This window comes from Actinopolymorpha rutila (genome assembly GCF_013407855.1).
Classification (GTDB): domain Bacteria; phylum Actinomycetota; class Actinomycetes; order Propionibacteriales; family Actinopolymorphaceae; genus Actinopolymorpha; species Actinopolymorpha rutila.
Genome location: NZ_JACBZH010000001.1, coordinates 2,634,778 through 2,651,493, shown reverse-complemented (window position 1 = coordinate 2,651,493; position 16,716 = coordinate 2,634,778). Strand labels below are relative to the sequence as shown.

Genomic DNA, 16,716 nt, shown 5'->3' with positions numbered 1-16,716 from the left:
CGTATCTCGTGGTGTTGCCGTGTTGCTTCTCTGTGTTGCCGTGTTGCCGTTTGTTTCTCGGTGTTGCCTCGTCACCTCTCGTCGAGCTCGTGGCTCAAGGCCTCCAGCTCCGCACCGCCGGCCATCTCCCGGGTGAGGTCGGCGACGCCCAGGTCCGCGCGTGCGTGGCTCCCGGCCATCCTCCCCCGCTTCAACAGCACAAAGCGGTCACCGACGAGGTAGGCGTGGTGCGGATTGTGCGTGATGAACACCACGCCGAGCCCTTCGTCCCGGGCGGCGGCGACGTACTTCAGCACGACCCCCGACTGTTTCACCCCGAGAGCGGCGGTGGGTTCGTCCAGGATGAGTACCCTCGCACCGAAATACACCGCTCGGGCGATCGCGACCGACTGCCGCTCGCCGCCGGACAGCGTGCCGATCGGCTGGTCGACGTCGCGCAGGTGGATCCCCATCCGGGCCAGCTCCTCCCGGGTGGTCGCCCGCATCCGGCCGACGTCCAGCCGCCGCAACGGGCCCTTGCCCCTGGTGAGTTCGGAACCGAGGAAGAAGTTCCGCCACACGGGCATCAGCGGCACCACCGCGAGGTCCTGGTACACCGTGGCGATCCCGGCGTCGAGCGCCTGCCGGGGACTGGCGAAGGTCGTGGGTGTGCCGTCCACCCGCAGCTCCCCCGAGCTGTGCGCGTGCGCGCCGGACAGGATCTTGATCAGCGTGGACTTGCCCGCTCCGTTGTCGCCGAGCACACAGATCACCTCGGCGGCCCGCACGGTGGCACTCACCTCGTGCAGCGCGACGACACTGCCGTACGACTTGCCGATCCGGTCCGCCTCGAGCAGCGGTGTGCCCGCGGCGGCCGGAGTGGCGCGTTCCTCCGCGGCGTTCACCGGCTCACCTCCGCCCGCCTGCGTACGTAGGTGTTGACGAGCACCGCCGCCAGCAGCATCACGCCGAGGAACGTCTTCAGCCAGTTGTTGTCCCACTGGGCGAAGACGATGCCCTGGTAGGTCATGCCGTAGATGAGCGCGCCGAGCGCCGCGCCGATGGCCGAGCCGTACCCACCGGTCAGCAGGCAGCCGCCCACCACCGCGCAGATGATGTAGATGAACTCCTGGCCGACCCCGGTGGACGCCTGCACGGTCGACGTACGGAACAGCTGCAGCATGCCGGCCAGCCAGCCCGCCGCCGCGGTCGTCATGAACAGTCCGACCTTGGTGGTCAGTACGGGTACGCCGACCTGGCGGGCGCTGGTCTGTGCCCCACCGACGGCGAAGATCCAGTTGCCGGCGCGGGTCCTCAGCAGTACCCACGTGGCGACCGCGGTCAGCCCGATCCACCAGGCGATGGAGACCTGGAACACCGTGCCGAACGCCGCGACCGTCGAGCCGAAGATCCACTTCACGTCGTAGAAGCCCGGCACCTGGTCCAGACCCTGCACGGCCACCTGCCCGATCAGCAGCTTGGTGACCGCGAGGTTGAGGCCCTGCAGCACGAAGAACGTGCCGAGCGTGACGATGAAGCTCGGCAGCCCGGTGCGCATCACCAGCAGGCCGTTGCCCGCGCCCACCAGCAGGGCGAACGCCAGCGCCAGCACCACCGCCAACCACACGTTGACACCGGAGTGCGTGGTGAGGATGCCCACGATCAGGCCGGTGGACCCGACCATCGTGCCGGCCGACAGGTCGAACTCGCCGCCGATCATCAGCAGCGCCACCGCGATCGCCATGATCCCGAACAGCGCCGCGGAGTCCAGCCAGGTGGCGACGCCGCCCGGAGTGAGGAACGTGCGGGTCATCGCGGCGAAGAACACGAACACCGCCACCGCGGCGACGGCCGCACCCACCTCGGGCCGGCGGAGTACCCGCGTGAGCGTGCTCACCGCACTCGTCGGGTCCTCGGTGTGCTCGGTGGGCCCGGTACTTCGCGCGCCCCGCGTGCGTGCGGGTTCGGTGGTCATGGCGTCACCGGGTCCCGCGTTCTGCGAACTTCCGCACCTGCTCGGCGTTGGCCTTGGTGACGAAACCCGGCCCGGAGTAGACCGGCTGCCCGCCGCCGACGTCGTTGCCGTTGCGGACCTTCAGCGCCACGAACACCACCGGCAGATAGCCCTGCAGATAGGGCTGCTGGTCGACCGCGAACAGCATGTCGCCCCGCGCGATCGCCGCGCAGATGTCGGAGGACACGTCGAACGTCGCCAACTTCGCCTTGCTCCCGGCCTCCTGACGGGCGGAGATGGCGGCCTTGGCGATCACCGGGTTGAGGGTGAGAACGCCGTCGATGCTCTTGTCGGCAAGGAGCTGGGCCTTGATGGTGTTCTGTGCGTCGGCGACGTTGGACACGTCCACCTGAAGATTGCGGACCGTGCCGCCAAGGGTCTTGCGTACGCCGTCGCAGCGGGCCTCCAGGCCGACGTTGCCGGCTTCGTGCACCACGCACAGCGCCTTCTTCACCCCGGCCTCGGCGAGCTTGCGGCCGGCCGCCTCGCCGGCCAGCTCCTCGCTCTGCCCGACGTGGGTGACCGCGCCGAACTCCTTGTACTTCTCCAGGCCGGAGTTCATCGTGACGACGGGGATGCCTGCCTTGACCGCCCGGCGGACGCTCTCCTTCACTCCGTCCGGGTTGGCCATCGACACGACCAGTCCGTCCACCTTCGAAGCGACCGCGTTGTCGATCAGCTGGCTCTGCCGGGCCGGGTCGCCGTCCCCGTTGTAGGTGACCTTGACGTTCTCGTCCTTACCGGCCTGGTCGGCACCGGACTTCACGATGTCCCAGAAGGCGTCGCCGGCCTGGCCGTGAGTGACGACCGCGACGGTGAGGTCGGACTTCGCCGCACCACCCTTGTCGCCACCGCCCTTGCCCCCTCCACCTCCGGCGGCGGCACCTCCACCGCCACCGCCACCCGCGTCGGTGCCGGACTGCTGCGGCGCGGAGTTGGAACAGCCGGCAAGGGTGAGCATCGCCGCCACGGCGAGCACACCAAGCCCACGGACGAATCTCATCGGTCCTCCCCTTCGAAAGGTCGGATACAACCGGGCCTTCGCTTCGAAACCTGCGTAGCTGCGTTGCTGCGTTGCGGTGTCGCCGTACTGCGTCGCTGCGTTGCTGCACTGCTGCACTTGCGGGTCACGCCGAGGTCGGTCGTTCCGGCCTGCCGGGTGGGGTTCTCCGCTCTACGTCAGCCCGACGTCGGGAAGTGGAACGCCGCGTCGGAGACGTGCTCCACGTGCGGCCACCGGGCGGTGACCGCCTTGCCCCGGGTGTAGAAGCCGACACCCTCGGGGCCGTGGACGTGCCGGTCGCCGAACAGCGAGTCCTTCCAGCCGCCGAAGCTGTAGAACGCCATCGGGACCGGGATCGGCACGTTGACGCCGATCATTCCCACGGTGACCTGCCGCTGGAACGTCCGCGCCGCCTCGCCGCTGTCGGTGAAGATCGCGGTGCCGTTGCCGTACGGGTTGGCGTTCACCACCGCGATCGCCTCGGCCGCCGTCTCCGCCCGCAGCACCACCAGGACCGGACCGAAGATCTCCTCCTGGTAGACGCTCATCGCCGGCGTCACCTGGTCGAGGAGGTTCGGGCCGACGAAGAAGCCGTCCTCGTGCCCGTCGACGCGCAGGCCGCGGCCGTCCACGACCAGCTTCGCGCCCTCCGCCGTACCCTGCTCGACGGCCGCGACCACCCGGTCACGGGCCTGCGGGGTGACGACCGGGCCCATCTCGGCGGAGTCGTCCACGCCCGGGCCGACCTTCACCGTCGCGGCGCGCTCGCGCAGTTTCTCCACCAGGGCGTCGCCCGCGGCGCCGACCGCCACCACGGCCGAGATCGCCATGCAGCGCTGGCCGGCCGAGCCGTACGCGGCGGCGGTGATGTGGTCCGCGGCGAAGTCCAGGTCGGCGTCGGGCAGCACGACCGCGTGGTTCTTCGCGCCACCGAGCGCCTGCACCCGCTTGCCGGTCTTCGCGGCGTTCTGGTGGACGTACTTCGCGATCGGGGTCGACCCGACGAACGACACGGCGGCCACGTCGGGGTGCTCGAGCAACGCGTCGACCGCCTCCTTGTCACCCTGCACGACGTTGAACACGCCGTCGGGCAGACCGGCCTGCTGCCACAGCTCGGCGATCAGCCGGGCCGCCGACGGGTCACGCTCGGACGGCTTGAGCACGAACGAGTTGCCGCAGGCGATCGCGATCGGGAACATCCACATCGGCACCATGACCGGGAAGTTGAACGGCGTGATGCCGGCCACCACGCCCAGCGGCTGCCGGAACGAGTACGCGTCCACCCCGGAGGAGACCTGCTCGGAGAACTCGCCCTTCAGCAGTTGGGGAATCCCACAGGCGAACTCCACCACCTCCAGCCCGCGCAGCACCTCTCCGCGCGCGTCGGAGAGCACCTTGCCGTGCTCGGCGGTGACGATCCTGGCCAGGTCGTCGACGTGCCGGTTCACCAGCTCGCGGAACGAGAACAGGACCTTCGCGCGCTTGCTGACCGACACCTCCTGCCAGCCCGCGAACGCCTTGGCCGCGGTCTGCACCGCGAGGTCGACGTCGGTGGGCGTGCCCAGCACCACCTCGGCCTGCCGCTCGCCGGTCGCGGGGTTCCACACCGGCCCGCGGCGGGTCGAGGTGCCGGGCGTCGGCGCGCCGCCGATCCAGTGTTCGACGACGGTGAGGCGGCCCTCCCCGGACGTGGCCGGGCCGGGCGTGGTGCTGCCGGTGCTGGTGGAGTCGCTGGTGGACATTGACCGAACCTTCTTCTTGGGTAGTTGCCGAACGCCTTCTGCCGAACGTCCTACAGGTACTGCCGCTGGCTGGGCTTGTTCTTGTCGTACTCCGCCCGCGCCCGTTGCGTCGCCTCCAGCGTGGAGACCTCGGCGACCGGGACGTCCCACCACGCCTGCGAGTCGGGAGCACCGGTGAGCGGGTCGGTCTCCACGTGCACGAGGGTGGTGCGGGTGGCCTCCCGGGCCTTCGCCAGCGCGGAGCGCAGCTCGTCCAGGCTGCCGGCGCGGATGACGTCGGCGCCCAGGCTCGCGGCGTTGGCGGCCAGGTCGACCGGAAGCACGTCGCCGTCCAGCGCACCGGTCTTCGGGTTGCGGTAGCGGTAGCTGGTGGCGAAGCGCTCCGAACCGACCGACTCCGACAGCGAGCCGATCGAGGCGTAGCCGTGGTTCTGCACCAGGACGATGGTGAGCTTGACGTTCTCCTGCACCGCGGTGACGATCTCCTGCGCCAGCATGAGGTAGGAGCCGTCGCCGACCAGGACGATCACCTCCCGGTCCGGTGCCGCCAACCGCACGCCGAGCCCGGCGGCGATCTCGTAACCCATGCAGGAGTAGCCGTACTCCACGTGGTACTGCTTCGGGTCCCTGGCGCGGAACAGCTTGTGCAGCTCACCCGGCATGCTGCCGGCGGCGTTGATCACCACGCCGCGCTCGCCGGCCGCCTCGTTGACCGCACCGAGCACCGCGGTCTGGGCGAGGTTGGTGGGCGCGGTCGCGGCGTACGCGTCGTCGACGATTCGCTGCCAGTTGCCGGCGAGTTCGGTCGTACGGGTGCGGTAGTCCTGGTCGACCTGCCAGCCGGCCAGGCGTTCGCCCAGCGCTGTCAACGTCGCCTTGGCATCGGCGACCACCGCGAGCCCCGCATGCTTGGCCGCGTCGAAGGACGCCACGTTGACGTTCACGAACCGCACGTCGGGGTTGGCGAACACACTCCTGGACGCGGTGGTGAAGTCGCTGTAGCGGGTGCCGACCCCGATCACCACGTCGGCCTGCGCGGCCAACTCGTTGGCCGCGGTGGTGCCGGTCGCGCCGATCGCGCCGACGGCGGCCGGGTGGTCCCACGTCAACGAGCCCTTGCCCGCCTGGGTCTCCGCGACCGGGACACCCGTCGCCGCGGCGAAGTCGGCCAGCGCCTGCGTCGCGCCGGAGTAGATCACCCCGCCACCCGCGACCAGCAACGGCCGCCGGGCGGAGCGAATCAGTTCCACGGCGCGGTCCAGAGCCGCCGGCTCCGGCACCGGGCGAGCGACGTGCCAGACCCTGCGGGCGAAGAACTCCACCGGCCAGTCGTGGCTTTCGGCCTGGACGTCCTGGGGCAGCGCGAGCGTCACCGCACCGGTCTCGGCCGGGTCGGTCAGCACTCGCATCGCCGCCAGCGCTGCAGGGATCAGCTGCTCCGGGCGGTTGATGCGGTCCCAGTACCTCGACACCGGGCGCAAGGTGTCGTTGACGGAGACGTCGTACGAACGCGGGTCCTCCAGCTCCTGCAGCACCGGGTTGGCGACCCGGGTGGCGAAGATGTCGCCGGGCAGCAACAGGACCGGGATCCGGTTGATCGTGGCCAGGGCGGCACCGGTCACCAGGTTGGTGGCACCTGGCCCGATGGACGTCGTACACGCGAACGTCTGCAGCCGGTCACGCAGCCGGGCGAAACCGACCGCCGCGTGCACCATCGCCTGCTCGTTGCGCGACTGGTAGTACGGCAGCTCCTCGGGGTCGGCGTGCGCGGCCTGCGCCAGCGCCTGGCCCACCCCCGCGACGTTGCCGTGCCCGAAGATGCCGAAGCAGCCGGCGAAGAACCGCTGTTCCACACCGTCGCGCTCCGACCACTGCGCGGCCAGGAACCTGACGAGGGCCTGTCCCACCGTCAGCCGGACCGTGGATGCGCCGTCGCTCATCGCTACCCTCCGTTGTTCTTCGTCGGTTCCGTCATCAGGGTCGTCATCGGTTCGTCATCGGCAGCCGTGGATCGACCGGCTGGTCGGTCCAGGTGTCGCGGATCCAGCCGTGGGCCGGGTCGTCGCAGATCAGCCAGGCCCGGTCGGGCGAGGGTCCGGCCATCACGTTCAGGTAGTACAGGTCGTAGCCGGGCACCGCCATCGACGGTCCGTGCCAGCCGTGTGGGATCGTCACCACATCGCCAGTGCGTACCTCCGCCAGCACGTCGATCGGGCGCTCCGGCGTTCCGTAGACGCGCTGGTAGGCGACGCCGGGACCGGTGGGACCGTCGGCGACCTCGAAGTAGTAGATCTCCTCCAGCGGGCACTCCTGCCCGGGCCGGTCCTCGTCGTGCTTGTGCGGCGGGTACGACGACCAGTTGCCGCCGGGAGTGAGCACCTCCACCGCGATCAGCCTGTCGGCCTCGAAGACGCCCGCGGCGGCGAAGTTGTGCACCTCGCGGCTGCACTGCCCGGCGCCGCGCAGCTCCACCGGCACCTGGTCGGCCGGGCCGTACCGCACGGGCAGCCGGCGTTCGCAGCGCGCGGACGGCAGGGCCACCCGGGCGCCGGTACGCGAGGACACGGTGACCTCGGCGTCGCGCGGGACGTAGACGAAGTCGCTCACACCGGAGAACACGTCCGCCCGGCCGGTCAGGTCGTACGCCGCGCCCTCGCACTCCACGCGTACGTCCTGCCCGGACAGCGGAAGCACCACCAGCTCCTCCTCGCCCGTGGAGAAGGTGTGCGACGCGCCGGCGGCGAGGTCGAGGTTGTAGAGCCCGCTGTAGGTCCAGCCGGCCTGCTTGGGCGTGAGCCGCAGGCTCCAGCCGTCCTCCGCCAGCGACCCGGCGGGTAGGTGGTGGTTCACGATGCCTCCAGATCCGTCGGGAGCAGGCTCACGGCGGTGTCGACCGCGGCGGCCACGTCGTCGCCGGGCGGGTAGAGCAGGGAGCGCCCCACGACCAGCCCGCGCACCGTGGGCAGGGCGAGTGCCTTCGCCCACCGCGCGTACGCCGCGTCCGGGTCGGCGGCGACCTCGCCGCCGAGCAGCATCACCGGCAGGGTGGTCGCCGCGGCCACGCGTTCCATCTCCTCGGCGTCGGCCACCACCGGCAGCTTCAGCCAGGTGTAGGCGCTGGTGGTCCCGAGACCGGCGGCGATCACCGCCGACCGCAGCACCGCCTCGCCACCCAGGTCGTTGGTCAGCCGCCCTTCGCGCCGCCGGGAGAGGAACGGCTCGACCAGCGCGATCCGGCCCTGCTCGGCCAGCGCGCTCACCGCACGTGCGCAGCTCTCCAGCGTGGCGGCGGTGGCGGGGTCGGCCAGGTCGATGCGCAACAGCATCTTGCCCGCGTCCAGCCCGTGCCGGGCGATACTCGCCGGGTCGTACGCGGTGAAGCGGTCGTCCACCTCGAAGGCCGCACCGGGCAGGCCGCCGCGGTTCATCGAGCCGATGACGACCTTGTCCTCCAGCGCGCCGAGCAGCAGCAGGTCCTCGATCACGTCCGGTGCGGCGAGCACTCCGTCCACGCCGGGCCGGTCGAGCGCGACCAGCAACCGGCCGAGCAACTCGGCCCGGTCGGCCATCGCCAGGTCGCGCCTGCCCGCGCCCAGGGCTCCGCGCGCGGGGTGGTCGGCGGCGACGATCATCAGCCGGCCGCTCGGCCCGACCAGCGGGCGGCGACGGCGGCCGGCGTAGGCACGGGCGATCGCCCCGGGGTCGGTGAACCGCCTTGTGGTCAAGGCCTCCACGTTCACGGTCATGGGGTGACCTTCGCCAGCAGTGCGTCGACCTCGGCCTCGTCGGGCATCGCGTCCGCGCACGCGAGCCGGGCAGCGACGTACGCCCCGGCGGCGTTGGCGAACCGCATCACCCGGGTCAGGTCCCAACCGGACAACAGCCCGTGGCACAACGCGCCTCCGAACGCGTCACCGGCACCGAGGCCGTTCACCACGTCCACCGGAACCGGCGGCACGACGGTCTCCTCGGTACGCGTGCGCGCCAGCACACCACGCGGTCCCTGCTTCACCACCGCGAGCTCGACGCCCCTGTCAAGCAGCGCTTGCGCGGCCTTGTCCGGGTCACGGGTTCCGACGGCAACCTCGCACTCGTCCAGGTTGCCGACCGCGACCGTGGCGTGCTCGACGGCGGCGCCGATCACCGACCGCGCGGTCTCCACGTCGTTCCAGAACATCGGCCGGTAGTCGAGGTCCAGCACGGTGTGCGAACGATGCTCGCGGGCCCGCAGCGCGGCCAGGGTCGTGGCCCGGCTGGGCTCCTCGGACAGGCCGGTGCCGGTGACCCAGAAGATCCTTGCGGCGCGGATGGCGTCGAGGTCCAGCTCCGACTCGTACAACTCCAGGTCGGGCGCCTTGGGGAAGCGGTAGAAGTACAGCGGGAAGTCGTCCGGCGGGAAGATCTCGCAGAACACCACCGGCGTGGGCAGGTGCGGCACCGGCGTGACGAAGCGGTCGTCCACACCGAAGCCGCGCAGCGCCTGGTGGATGTAGTCGCCGAAGGGATCTGCGCCGGTTCGCGTGATCACCGCCGACCGCCGGCCGTGCCGGGCGGCGGCCACCGCGACGTTCGTGGCGCTGCCGCCGAGGAACTTCGCGAAGGACGTCACCTCTGGCAGGCGCACACCCACGTCGTTGGGATACAGGTCGACACTGACCCGGCCCATGGTGATCAGGTCATAGCTCACCGGCGTACCTCCTCGATCCGCACGGGACGGTTTTCCCGGCGGGACAGTTCAGCGGCGTCCGCGACGTAGAACGCCTCCAGCGCGTCCTCGCCGCCGCACGGCGACGAGATCCGGCCGGCGGCGACGTCGGCGAACGCGGCGAGTTCAGCGACGTAGGCGGCAGCGAAACGTTCGGCGAAGTTGGCGTACGCCGCACCGCCCGGCCCTGGCGTCCCCGGTTCGGCCGACGCCAGCGGCGCGCGGGCGTCCAGCCCGGCGACCGCCGTTCCCAGGGACCCGTGCAGCTCCAGCCGTACGTCGTACCCGGCGCCGTTGTAGCGCGACACCGCGACCGACGCCAGCGTCCCGTCGTCCAGGGTCAGCAGGGCATGGCCGGTGTCCACGTCGTCGGCGGCCGCGAAGAAGCCCGCTCCCCGGTTGGCACCGGTGGCGTGCACCTCGACGACCTCCGCACCGGTCGCCCAGCGCACCGCGTCGAAGTCGTGCACGCCGCAGTCGCGGAAGATTCCGCCGGAAGTGGGCAGGTATGCGGCGGGCGGCGGCGCGGGGTCGAGGGTGCAGGCCCACACCGAGTGCAGCCGGCCGAGTTCGCCTGACCGGAGCCGCTCCTTCGCTGCCTGGTAGCCGGGGTCGAAGCGGCGCTGGAAGCCCACCTGCAACGGAACGCCCGCGGCCTCGACCTCCGCGAGCACCGCGCGGGTGCCGGCGGCGTCGGGCGCGAGCGGCTTCTCGCAGAACACCGCGACCCCGGCCCGGGCGGCCCGGCCCACGAGCTCGGCGTGCGCGGCGGTGGGTGCGGCGATCACCACCCCGTCGGGCCGGGCGGCGAACAGGTCGTCCACGCTTCCCACCGGGGTGAGCCCGAAGCGGTCCGCGCAGACCTTCGCCCGGCCGGGATCGGCGTCGGCGACCAGAACGGTGTCGATGCCGGGCAGGTCACACAGGGTTCCGGCGTGTAACGCCCCGATCCGTCCGACGCCGACCAGTCCGACCTTCATGCCCGCCCTCTCGTCCGGGGAGTTCTCGGGAGAGTGTTCTCTCCTGTTACGACCGTGTCAATAGTTTGTCAGGACATTATGACGTTAGGCTGTCGGGGTGGCCGTACGGCACACTGGACGCCGACAGTGACCGCCCACGACGCCACACCGACCGACTCACCTCCAGCCAGAGACCTCCCGACCAGCAGGTCCAGCCTCAGTAATTCCAGCCTCAGCGACCCAGCCTAGGAGCGAGCGTGACGCCACTCGCGGTGACGGTGGACCGGCGCAGCCCGGTGCCGCTGTACTTCCAGGTGGCCGAGCAGATCGAGCGGGAGATCGTCGCCGGCCGGCTCGCACCGGGCGCCAAACTGCCGAACGAGATCGTCCTGGCCGACCAGTTGTCGCTGTCCCGGCCGACGATGCGGCAGGCCATCCAGTACCTCGTGGACAAGGGGCTGCTGGTCCGCAAGCGCGGTGTCGGCACCCAGGTGGTCCAGTCCCAGGTACGCCGGTCGATCGAACTCTCCAGCCTGTACGACGACCTGGCCCGCGCCGGCCAGCACCCCACGACGGTGGTGCGCGACCTGCGACTGTGCCCGGCGCCGGAGGACGTGGCGGCTGCGCTGGGCCTGCCCGCCGAGGCGGAGGTGCTGCGGATCCGCCGGCTGCGGTACGCCCAGGACGAGCCGCTGGCCCTGATGACCAACTATCTCCCGCCCGGGCTGGTCGAGGTGACCGCCGAGCAGTTGCAGGCGAACGGGCTGTACGCCGTACTTCGGGGCGCGGGCATCCAGCTCCGCGTAGCCCGGCAGACGATCGGGGCGTGCGCCGCCTCGGCCGCACAGGCGAAGGACCTGCACGAGAACAAGGGCGCCGCTCTGCTCACCATGACCCGGACCGCGTACGACGACGTGGGCCGGGCGGTGGAGTACGGCTCACACGTCTATCGGGCCGCGCGGTATGCGTTCGAGCTCACCCTGATCGAGCGCTGATCGAGCGCCGGGCGAAAGCCCGCCGTTCGCCGCCCCTCGTGTCGACTACCCCTTGTGAACAAGGAGGTTGTCGGTAGTGGCCGATAGCATTCGATCATGTCTCCCTCTCCTCGGCTTGGTGTGGGTTTGTGACCGGGCCGGGAGGGGTGGTTGGTGTGGCTGGGTTGGCGTGTGGGGTGCGGTGCGGGGTATGAGAAGACGCGCACGTGGTTGCCCTTAGGTTCTGGGTGTCGAATCCTTAACCGTCTGGAGCAACGCACGTGCGCGTCACCACGGTATTCAACCGCATTCTGGGTCTGCCCGGGGCATCGGTGTGCTCGGTGGAGTTGTCCACCGACGGTCTCGTTCTTGGTCTTCGCCGCCGGCGGGGCCGCCGCTACCGGTGTGAGTGCGGGGACTCGACCCGGGCCCGCTATGACCTGTCCCGCCGCCGCTGGCGCCACCTGGACTTCGGGTCCACCAAGGTGTGGATGGAAGCCGACATCGCCCGGATCACCTGCCCGGCGTGTGGGATCCGCACCGAGACAGTGCCGTGGGCGCGGCCCGGTGCCCGGCACACCCGCGACTTCCAGGACGTGATCGGCTGGCTGGCCCAGCGTATGGACAAGACGAGCGTGGCCCGGCTGCTGCGGTGTTCGTGGGAAGCGGTGGACCGGGCGGTGAGAATGCTGGTGGCCGACCACCTGCCCACCGACCGGCTGGACGGGCTGTATCGGATCGGGGTGGACGAGATCTCCTACAAACGCGGCCACCACTACCTGACCATCGTCTGTGACCACGACACCGGCCGCGTGGTGTGGGTGGCCAAGGACCGCACCCGCAAAGCCTTCGAAGACTTCTTCACCGCCCTGGGCCCTGACCGCAGCGAACAACTGGCCGCGATCACCATGGACGGCTCCCCGATCTACATGCCCGTCGCGGCGGACAACGCGCCCCAGGCCACGGTGTGTCTGGACCCCTTCCACGTCATCAAATGGGCCAACGAAGCCCTCGACAAAGCCCGCCAGGCCAACCCAGCCGTCCCACCCACCCCGGCCACCCCGGCCAAGCGGTCAGGGCCGGCCACCGTGGCGCAGGTCAACGCCCCCGCCAAGGCGTGGCGGCGGCTGAAGACAGCGCTGCGCTCTGGCGCTGAGAACCTCACCGACGAACGCCGCGCCCTGATCAACGCCCTGCGCCGCCACAACTACCAGCTCTTCCGGGCCTGGACCCTCAAAGAACAACTACGAGACCTCTACCGCATCCCACCCGAACAGGCCCGCCGCTACCTCAGAAGGTGGATCACCCGCGCGATACGCTCCAAGATCCCCGCGATGCAACAACTGGCCACCCGCCTGACCAAGTACTTCCACCAAACCGTCGCAGCCGTCGAACTCGGCCTGTCCAACTCACGAGCAGAAGGCATCAACAGCAAAATCCGCGTCATCCAACGCCGCGGCTACGGACACCCAGGCCCAGACTCCCTCACCGCCATGATCTACCTCTGCCTCGGCGGCATCACCCTCAACCTCCCCACACAAACCTGAGGAGAGGGTCATGTCTTCGAGTGACTGGGGTTCTTCGACTGGTGGTGGTGCCGCTGGTCGGGTTTGGGCTGCGCTCGACCTGTTGGACCCGGCTCTCGACTCAGCGTGGGTGACGCCGAAGGGCTCCCTGGATGCTGGCGAGGTTGGTTCGCTGATCGCGCAGGTGCGGGCGAGGAAGGCCCGCCTCGAAGCGTTGGAGTTGGCGTTGGTGCGTCAGGCCGAGGCCTGTGACATCGGCAAGTTGACCGGTGCACCGAACGCGACGGTGTATCTGCGGACGGCTCAGCGGATGAGTCAGCACGAGTCCTCCGCGGCCGTCGGCCTGGCCCGTGACCTGGACAATGAGGCGCGGTTGACCGGGGAGGCTCTCGCTGCTGGTGTGGTGTCGGTGCGGCAGGCGCAGGTGATCGCCGACGCGATCAAGAAGCTGCCCGAGTATGTGGGCCTGGACGAACGCCACCGGGCCGAGGAGTTCCTGATCGAGACGGCCCGGTTCGCGAACCCTGACGAGCTACGGGTGCTGGGCGAGAAACTGCTGGAACGGATCGCGCCGGAGGAGTACGACCGGCGGATGCGGGAGGAGCTGGAACGCAAGGACCGAAAGGCCGAGCAGAAACGGTCGCTTCGGTATGTGCCCAACGGGATCCCGCAGTCGGAGTCGGTGCACATCACCCTGCCGGCGTGGGAGATGGAACTGCTCCGCAAAATCATCGAACCCCTCGCCGAACCCGTCAAGGGTGCCGAGCCGGACCGGCGGCCGATCGACCAGCGCCGCGGTGACGCGTTCGCCGAAGCCCTCGGCCTGCTCGCCGCCGCCGCGACCGCACCCGTCCGCGGCGGCAGACCACCACAGGTCGCCGTCACCATCCCGCTGGAGGCGATGCTGAAGGGCACCGGTGCCGGAACCATCGACGACACCGCAACCATCGAAACGGCGATCACCCGGCACCGGCTCACTCGCGGACGGGATACCCCCACCGCGATCACCCGGGCAGCACCCACATCCGAACACCGACCCCGAACCCCGTACCGGAACGGACCCGGAGGACGACGCTCAACCCGAGGAGGGTGTGGCGGGGCTTGGGGCTGCCATCGATCCCACTGACCCCATCGACCCCCACGACGGCTGCCCAAAGTGCGGAGGCGGCGGGTCAGCCCGCTACCTCGGCACCGACGGCAAACCCATCTCCGCCACGACCGTGCGCAGGTTGGCGTGCGAGGCCGACCTCATCCCCGTCGTCCTCGGCGGAGACGGGCAAGTCCTCGACCTGGGCCGTTCGGACCGGTTCTTCCAAGAACATCAACGGCGTGCGCTGGCGATCCGCGACGGGAGCCACTGCCACTTCCCCGGCTGCCAGATTCCAGAACCGCGCTGTATTACGCACCACATGACCGCCTGGGACGATGGCGGACCCACAGACCTCGCCAACGGGGTGCTGCTCTGCCGCTACCACCACACCACCGTCCACCACAAAGGCTGGCACGTCCGCATGGGCACCCACGGCCACCCCGAATACGTACCCCCCGAATGGACCGACCCGCAACGACGAATCCTCCGCCCCTGAGAGGGCCGGCGCGGTGGAGTACGTCTCACCCAGACCGAGCGCTGGTCGAGCACTGATCGAAGGGTCCGCGCGGCCGCGGATTCCCCGCGTACACAGGGAAATCCGCCCCCGATTACGACTGGCTCCTGGACGCCGCGTCCTAGATGTCGGCCAGCCTGTCGACGCGTTCGCGCAGTCGCTCACTCGCGGGGCGGCGGCGACGACGGCGCCGGCGGAACAGCCGGATGTTCTCCCGGGCCAGGTCGGCGGCCCCGACCAGCCCGGCCTCGTTGCCCAGAGCCGCGCGCTGGATCTGCGCCTCCGGGCGGAAGCCACGCCCGGTCAGCGACCGCTTGAACGTGTCCCGCGCCGGTGCCAGGAAGAGGTCGCCGGCCTCGGACACTCCGCCGCCGACCACGAACGTGCCGGGGTCGAACGCAGCGGCGAGGTTGGCCAGCCCCACTCCGAGCCAGCGGCCGACCTCCTCCAGTAGCTCGACCGCCACCGGATCACCGTCCTTGGCCGCCTCGGTCACCGACGGCCCGGTGATCCGCAACGGGTCACCGCCCACCCGGTCGAGGAGGTTCTGCGCCACCGGTGAGCCGGACGCCGCGAGTTCGCGGGCCTCGCGGACCAGGGAGTTGCCGCTGGCGTACTGCTCCCAGCAGCCGCGGTTGCCGCACTCGCACCGGTGTCCGCCGGGAACGATCGTCATGTGGCCGAACTCCCCCGCCACGCCGTACTTCCCGCGCAGCATCACGCCGTCGGTCACCACCGCGCCGCCGATGCCGGTGCCGAGCGTCACGCAGACCAGGTGGCTCTCCCCCTGGCCGGCGCCGAACCGCCACTCCGCCCAGGCGGCGGCGTTCGCGTCGTTCTCGATGATCACCGGCAGCCGGACCCGGCGGCGTACCGCGTCACGCAGGGGTTCGTGCCGCCACGCCAGGTGGGGCGAGAAGAGCACCGAGGCACCGGTCACGTCGATCCAGCCGGCGGCGCCGATGCCGACGGCGGTCACCTCGTACCGGCTCCGCAACTCCGCCACCACGTCGGCGATGGTGTCCTCGGTGGCCTGCGGGCTGGTCGACGGCGTGTCCCGCCGGACGCGTTCGAGGATGTTGCCCTCCGGGTCGACCACCCCGGCGGCGACCTTGGTCCCGCCGATGTCGACCCCGACGGTCAGCGCCTGGATGAACGCCATCATCGCCGCCGGGCGAGGTCGGCCGCGCCGATGATGCCGGCCTCGTTCCCGAGCACCGCGGGGCGGATCTCCAGGGTCGGCCGGTGGCCGCGCGCGGTGAGTTGCCGCCAGAAGCCGTTGCGGGCGGGCTCCAGCAGCAGGTCGGCCGCCTCGGAGACGCCACCGCCGATGACCACGACGGCCGGGTCGAGGACGGCCGCCAGGGTGGCGATGCCCTCACCGAGCCAGCGGCCGAGGTCCTGGACGAGTTCGGTCGCCGCGGTGTCCCCGGCTGCCGCGGCCTTGGTCACCATCGGGCCCTCGATGCGGTCGGCCTTGCCGCCGGCGAGCTCGAGCAGCGCGTCGGCCTGGGACGGGCTGGACCGGGCGAAGTCGCGGGCCTCCCGCACCAGAGCGCGACCGCTGGCGTACTGCTCCCAGCAGCCACGGTTGCCGCAACCACACAGGTGGCCGTTGGGAACGACCCGGAAGTGGCCGACCTCGCCGCCGACGCCGAACGCACCGCGATAGAGCTCGCCGCTGAGGACGAGCCCGCCGCCGAGCCCGGTGCCGACGGTGAGCAGGATCATGTCGTCGACGTCGTGTCCACCGCCGAACTGGAACTCCGCCCAGGCGGCGGCGTTCGCGTCGTTCTCCACCACGGTGGGCAGGGAGGTGCGGGCCTGCACGGCCTCCTTCAACGGCTCCTTGCGCCACGCGAGGTTGGGCGCGAACAGCACCTCGGAGCGGCTGGCGTCGACGAAGCCGGCGGCGCCGACCCCGATCGCCTCGACCTCGCGGCCCTCCGCACGGCTCCGGAGCTCCTTCACGACCTCGACGATCGCGGCGACGATCTCGGGCGGACTCGTGGCGGGGGTCTCCCGGCGACCTTCGGCGACGATCTTTCCGGTGCCGTCGACCAGCCCGGCGGCGATCTTGGTGCCGCCGACGTCCACTCCGATGGTCAGCCCGGACGAGCCTTCGACGCCGGAAGCGGCCTTCGCCACCGTCGGCGTGTTCGCCGGACTGTCCTGACCGGCCTCGCGCACGTCACTCACGCCAGTGTGCC

Annotated in this window: 15 protein-coding genes; 4 read left to right on the top strand and 11 right to left on the bottom strand. The window is 70.6% G+C overall.

Going from position 1 to position 16,716, the window contains the following annotated elements:
• Window positions 1-71: 71 nt before the first annotated feature.
• The 9 genes from F4554_RS11860 to F4554_RS11820 all read right to left on the bottom strand — a co-directional run bounded on the left by F4554_RS11860 (window position 72) and on the right by F4554_RS11820 (window position 10,423).
• On the bottom strand, window positions 72-884 hold the full coding sequence (locus F4554_RS11860) for an ATP-binding cassette domain-containing protein (protein ID WP_179787433.1): 813 nt from the start codon (window positions 882-884) through the stop codon (window positions 72-74).
• Complete coding sequence (locus tag F4554_RS11855; RefSeq protein WP_179787432.1) at window positions 881-1,954, bottom strand: ABC transporter permease; 1,074 nt, start codon at window positions 1,952-1,954, stop codon at window positions 881-883. Before F4554_RS11855 ends, F4554_RS11860 begins: the two co-directional genes overlap by 4 nt.
• Window positions 1,955-1,958: 4 nt before the next feature.
• Window positions 1,959-2,996 (bottom strand): sugar ABC transporter substrate-binding protein, encoded by a 1,038-nt coding sequence (locus tag F4554_RS11850; RefSeq protein ID WP_179787431.1) that lies wholly within the window; start codon window positions 2,994-2,996, stop codon window positions 1,959-1,961.
• Window positions 2,997-3,172: 176 nt separating this feature from the next.
• Entirely contained in the window at window positions 3,173-4,738 is a 1,566-nt protein-coding gene (locus F4554_RS11845; RefSeq protein WP_179787430.1) for a CoA-acylating methylmalonate-semialdehyde dehydrogenase, read from the bottom strand.
• A 50-nt stretch (window positions 4,739-4,788) separates the two neighbouring features.
• Window positions 4,789-6,678, bottom strand: a complete 1,890-nt coding sequence (gene iolD / locus F4554_RS11840) for a 3D-(3,5/4)-trihydroxycyclohexane-1,2-dione acylhydrolase (decyclizing) (protein WP_179787429.1) — start codon at window positions 6,676-6,678, stop codon at window positions 4,789-4,791.
• 43 nt (window positions 6,679-6,721) lie between these two features.
• On the bottom strand, window positions 6,722-7,588 hold the full coding sequence (gene iolB / locus F4554_RS11835) for a 5-deoxy-glucuronate isomerase (RefSeq protein ID WP_179787428.1): 867 nt from the start codon (window positions 7,586-7,588) through the stop codon (window positions 6,722-6,724).
• Window positions 7,585-8,484, bottom strand: coding sequence for a Cgl0159 family (beta/alpha)8-fold protein (locus F4554_RS11830; protein WP_179787427.1), 900 nt, complete (start codon window positions 8,482-8,484; stop codon window positions 7,585-7,587). Before F4554_RS11830 ends, iolB begins: the two co-directional genes overlap by 4 nt.
• Window positions 8,481-9,425 carry a 5-dehydro-2-deoxygluconokinase gene (iolC, locus tag F4554_RS11825; RefSeq protein WP_420360721.1) on the bottom strand — a complete coding sequence of 315 codons (945 nt, stop codon included), beginning with the start codon at window positions 9,423-9,425 and terminating at the stop codon, window positions 8,481-8,483. The genes F4554_RS11830 and iolC overlap by 4 nt, the downstream gene beginning before the upstream one ends.
• Complete coding sequence (locus F4554_RS11820; protein WP_179787426.1) at window positions 9,422-10,423, bottom strand: Gfo/Idh/MocA family protein; 1,002 nt, start codon at window positions 10,421-10,423, stop codon at window positions 9,422-9,424. Before F4554_RS11820 ends, iolC begins: the two co-directional genes overlap by 4 nt.
• Window positions 10,424-10,659: 236 nt before the next feature.
• Here F4554_RS11820 and F4554_RS11815 point away from each other — a divergent pair, with 236 nt between their 5' ends.
• The 4 genes from F4554_RS11815 to F4554_RS33540 all read left to right on the top strand — a co-directional run bounded on the left by F4554_RS11815 (window position 10,660) and on the right by F4554_RS33540 (window position 14,488).
• The gene (locus F4554_RS11815; protein ID WP_179787425.1) at window positions 10,660-11,397 is read left to right on the top strand and encodes a UTRA domain-containing protein; all 738 of its coding nucleotides are present in this window, start codon (window positions 10,660-10,662) and stop codon (window positions 11,395-11,397) included.
• A 320-nt stretch (window positions 11,398-11,717) separates the two neighbouring features.
• Window positions 11,718-12,923 carry an ISL3 family transposase gene (locus F4554_RS11810; protein WP_179787424.1) on the top strand — a complete coding sequence of 402 codons (1,206 nt, stop codon included), beginning with the start codon at window positions 11,718-11,720 and terminating at the stop codon, window positions 12,921-12,923.
• 10 nt (window positions 12,924-12,933) lie between these two features.
• Window positions 12,934-14,028 carry a DUF222 domain-containing protein gene (locus F4554_RS11805; protein WP_179787423.1) on the top strand — a complete coding sequence of 365 codons (1,095 nt, stop codon included), beginning with the start codon at window positions 12,934-12,936 and terminating at the stop codon, window positions 14,026-14,028.
• Window positions 13,994-14,488 carry an HNH endonuclease signature motif containing protein gene (locus F4554_RS33540; RefSeq protein ID WP_337795981.1) on the top strand — a complete coding sequence of 165 codons (495 nt, stop codon included), beginning with the start codon at window positions 13,994-13,996 and terminating at the stop codon, window positions 14,486-14,488. The genes F4554_RS11805 and F4554_RS33540 overlap by 35 nt, the downstream gene beginning before the upstream one ends.
• A 139-nt stretch (window positions 14,489-14,627) precedes the next feature.
• On the opposite strand, the gene F4554_RS11795 is transcribed toward F4554_RS33540, so the two are convergent.
• Window positions 14,628-15,668: an ROK family glucokinase gene (locus F4554_RS11795; RefSeq protein WP_179791461.1), complete on the bottom strand. Its 1,041-nt coding sequence runs from the start codon at window positions 15,666-15,668 to the stop codon at window positions 14,628-14,630.
• On the bottom strand, window positions 15,668-16,705 hold the full coding sequence (locus F4554_RS11790; protein ID WP_420360720.1) for an ROK family glucokinase: 1,038 nt from the start codon (window positions 16,703-16,705) through the stop codon (window positions 15,668-15,670). Before F4554_RS11790 ends, F4554_RS11795 begins: the two co-directional genes overlap by 1 nt.
• Between the last annotated feature and the right edge of the window lie 11 nt (window positions 16,706-16,716).

What these genes read in the sequence shown, in the direction of transcription:
- F4554_RS11850 (WP_179787431.1), bottom strand. Translation starts at nt 2,996, where the DNA reads ATGAGATTCGTCCGTGGGCTTGGTGTGCTCGCCGTGGCGGCGATGCTC.
- F4554_RS11855 (WP_179787432.1), bottom strand. Translation starts at nt 1,954, where the DNA reads ATGACCACCGAACCCGCACGCACGCGGGGCGCGCGAAGTACCGGGCCC.
- F4554_RS11820 (WP_179787426.1), bottom strand. Translation starts at nt 10,423, where the DNA reads ATGAAGGTCGGACTGGTCGGCGTCGGACGGATCGGGGCGTTACACGCC.
- F4554_RS11830 (WP_179787427.1), bottom strand. Translation starts at nt 8,484, where the DNA reads ATGACCGTGAACGTGGAGGCCTTGACCACAAGGCGGTTCACCGACCCC.
- F4554_RS11845 (WP_179787430.1), bottom strand. Translation starts at nt 4,738, where the DNA reads ATGTCCACCAGCGACTCCACCAGCACCGGCAGCACCACGCCCGGCCCG.
- iolD (WP_179787429.1), bottom strand. Translation starts at nt 6,678, where the DNA reads ATGAGCGACGGCGCATCCACGGTCCGGCTGACGGTGGGACAGGCCCTC.
- F4554_RS11805 (WP_179787423.1), top strand. Translation starts at nt 12,934, where the DNA reads ATGTCTTCGAGTGACTGGGGTTCTTCGACTGGTGGTGGTGCCGCTGGT.
- F4554_RS11795 (WP_179791461.1), bottom strand. Translation starts at nt 15,668, where the DNA reads ATGGCGTTCATCCAGGCGCTGACCGTCGGGGTCGACATCGGCGGGACC.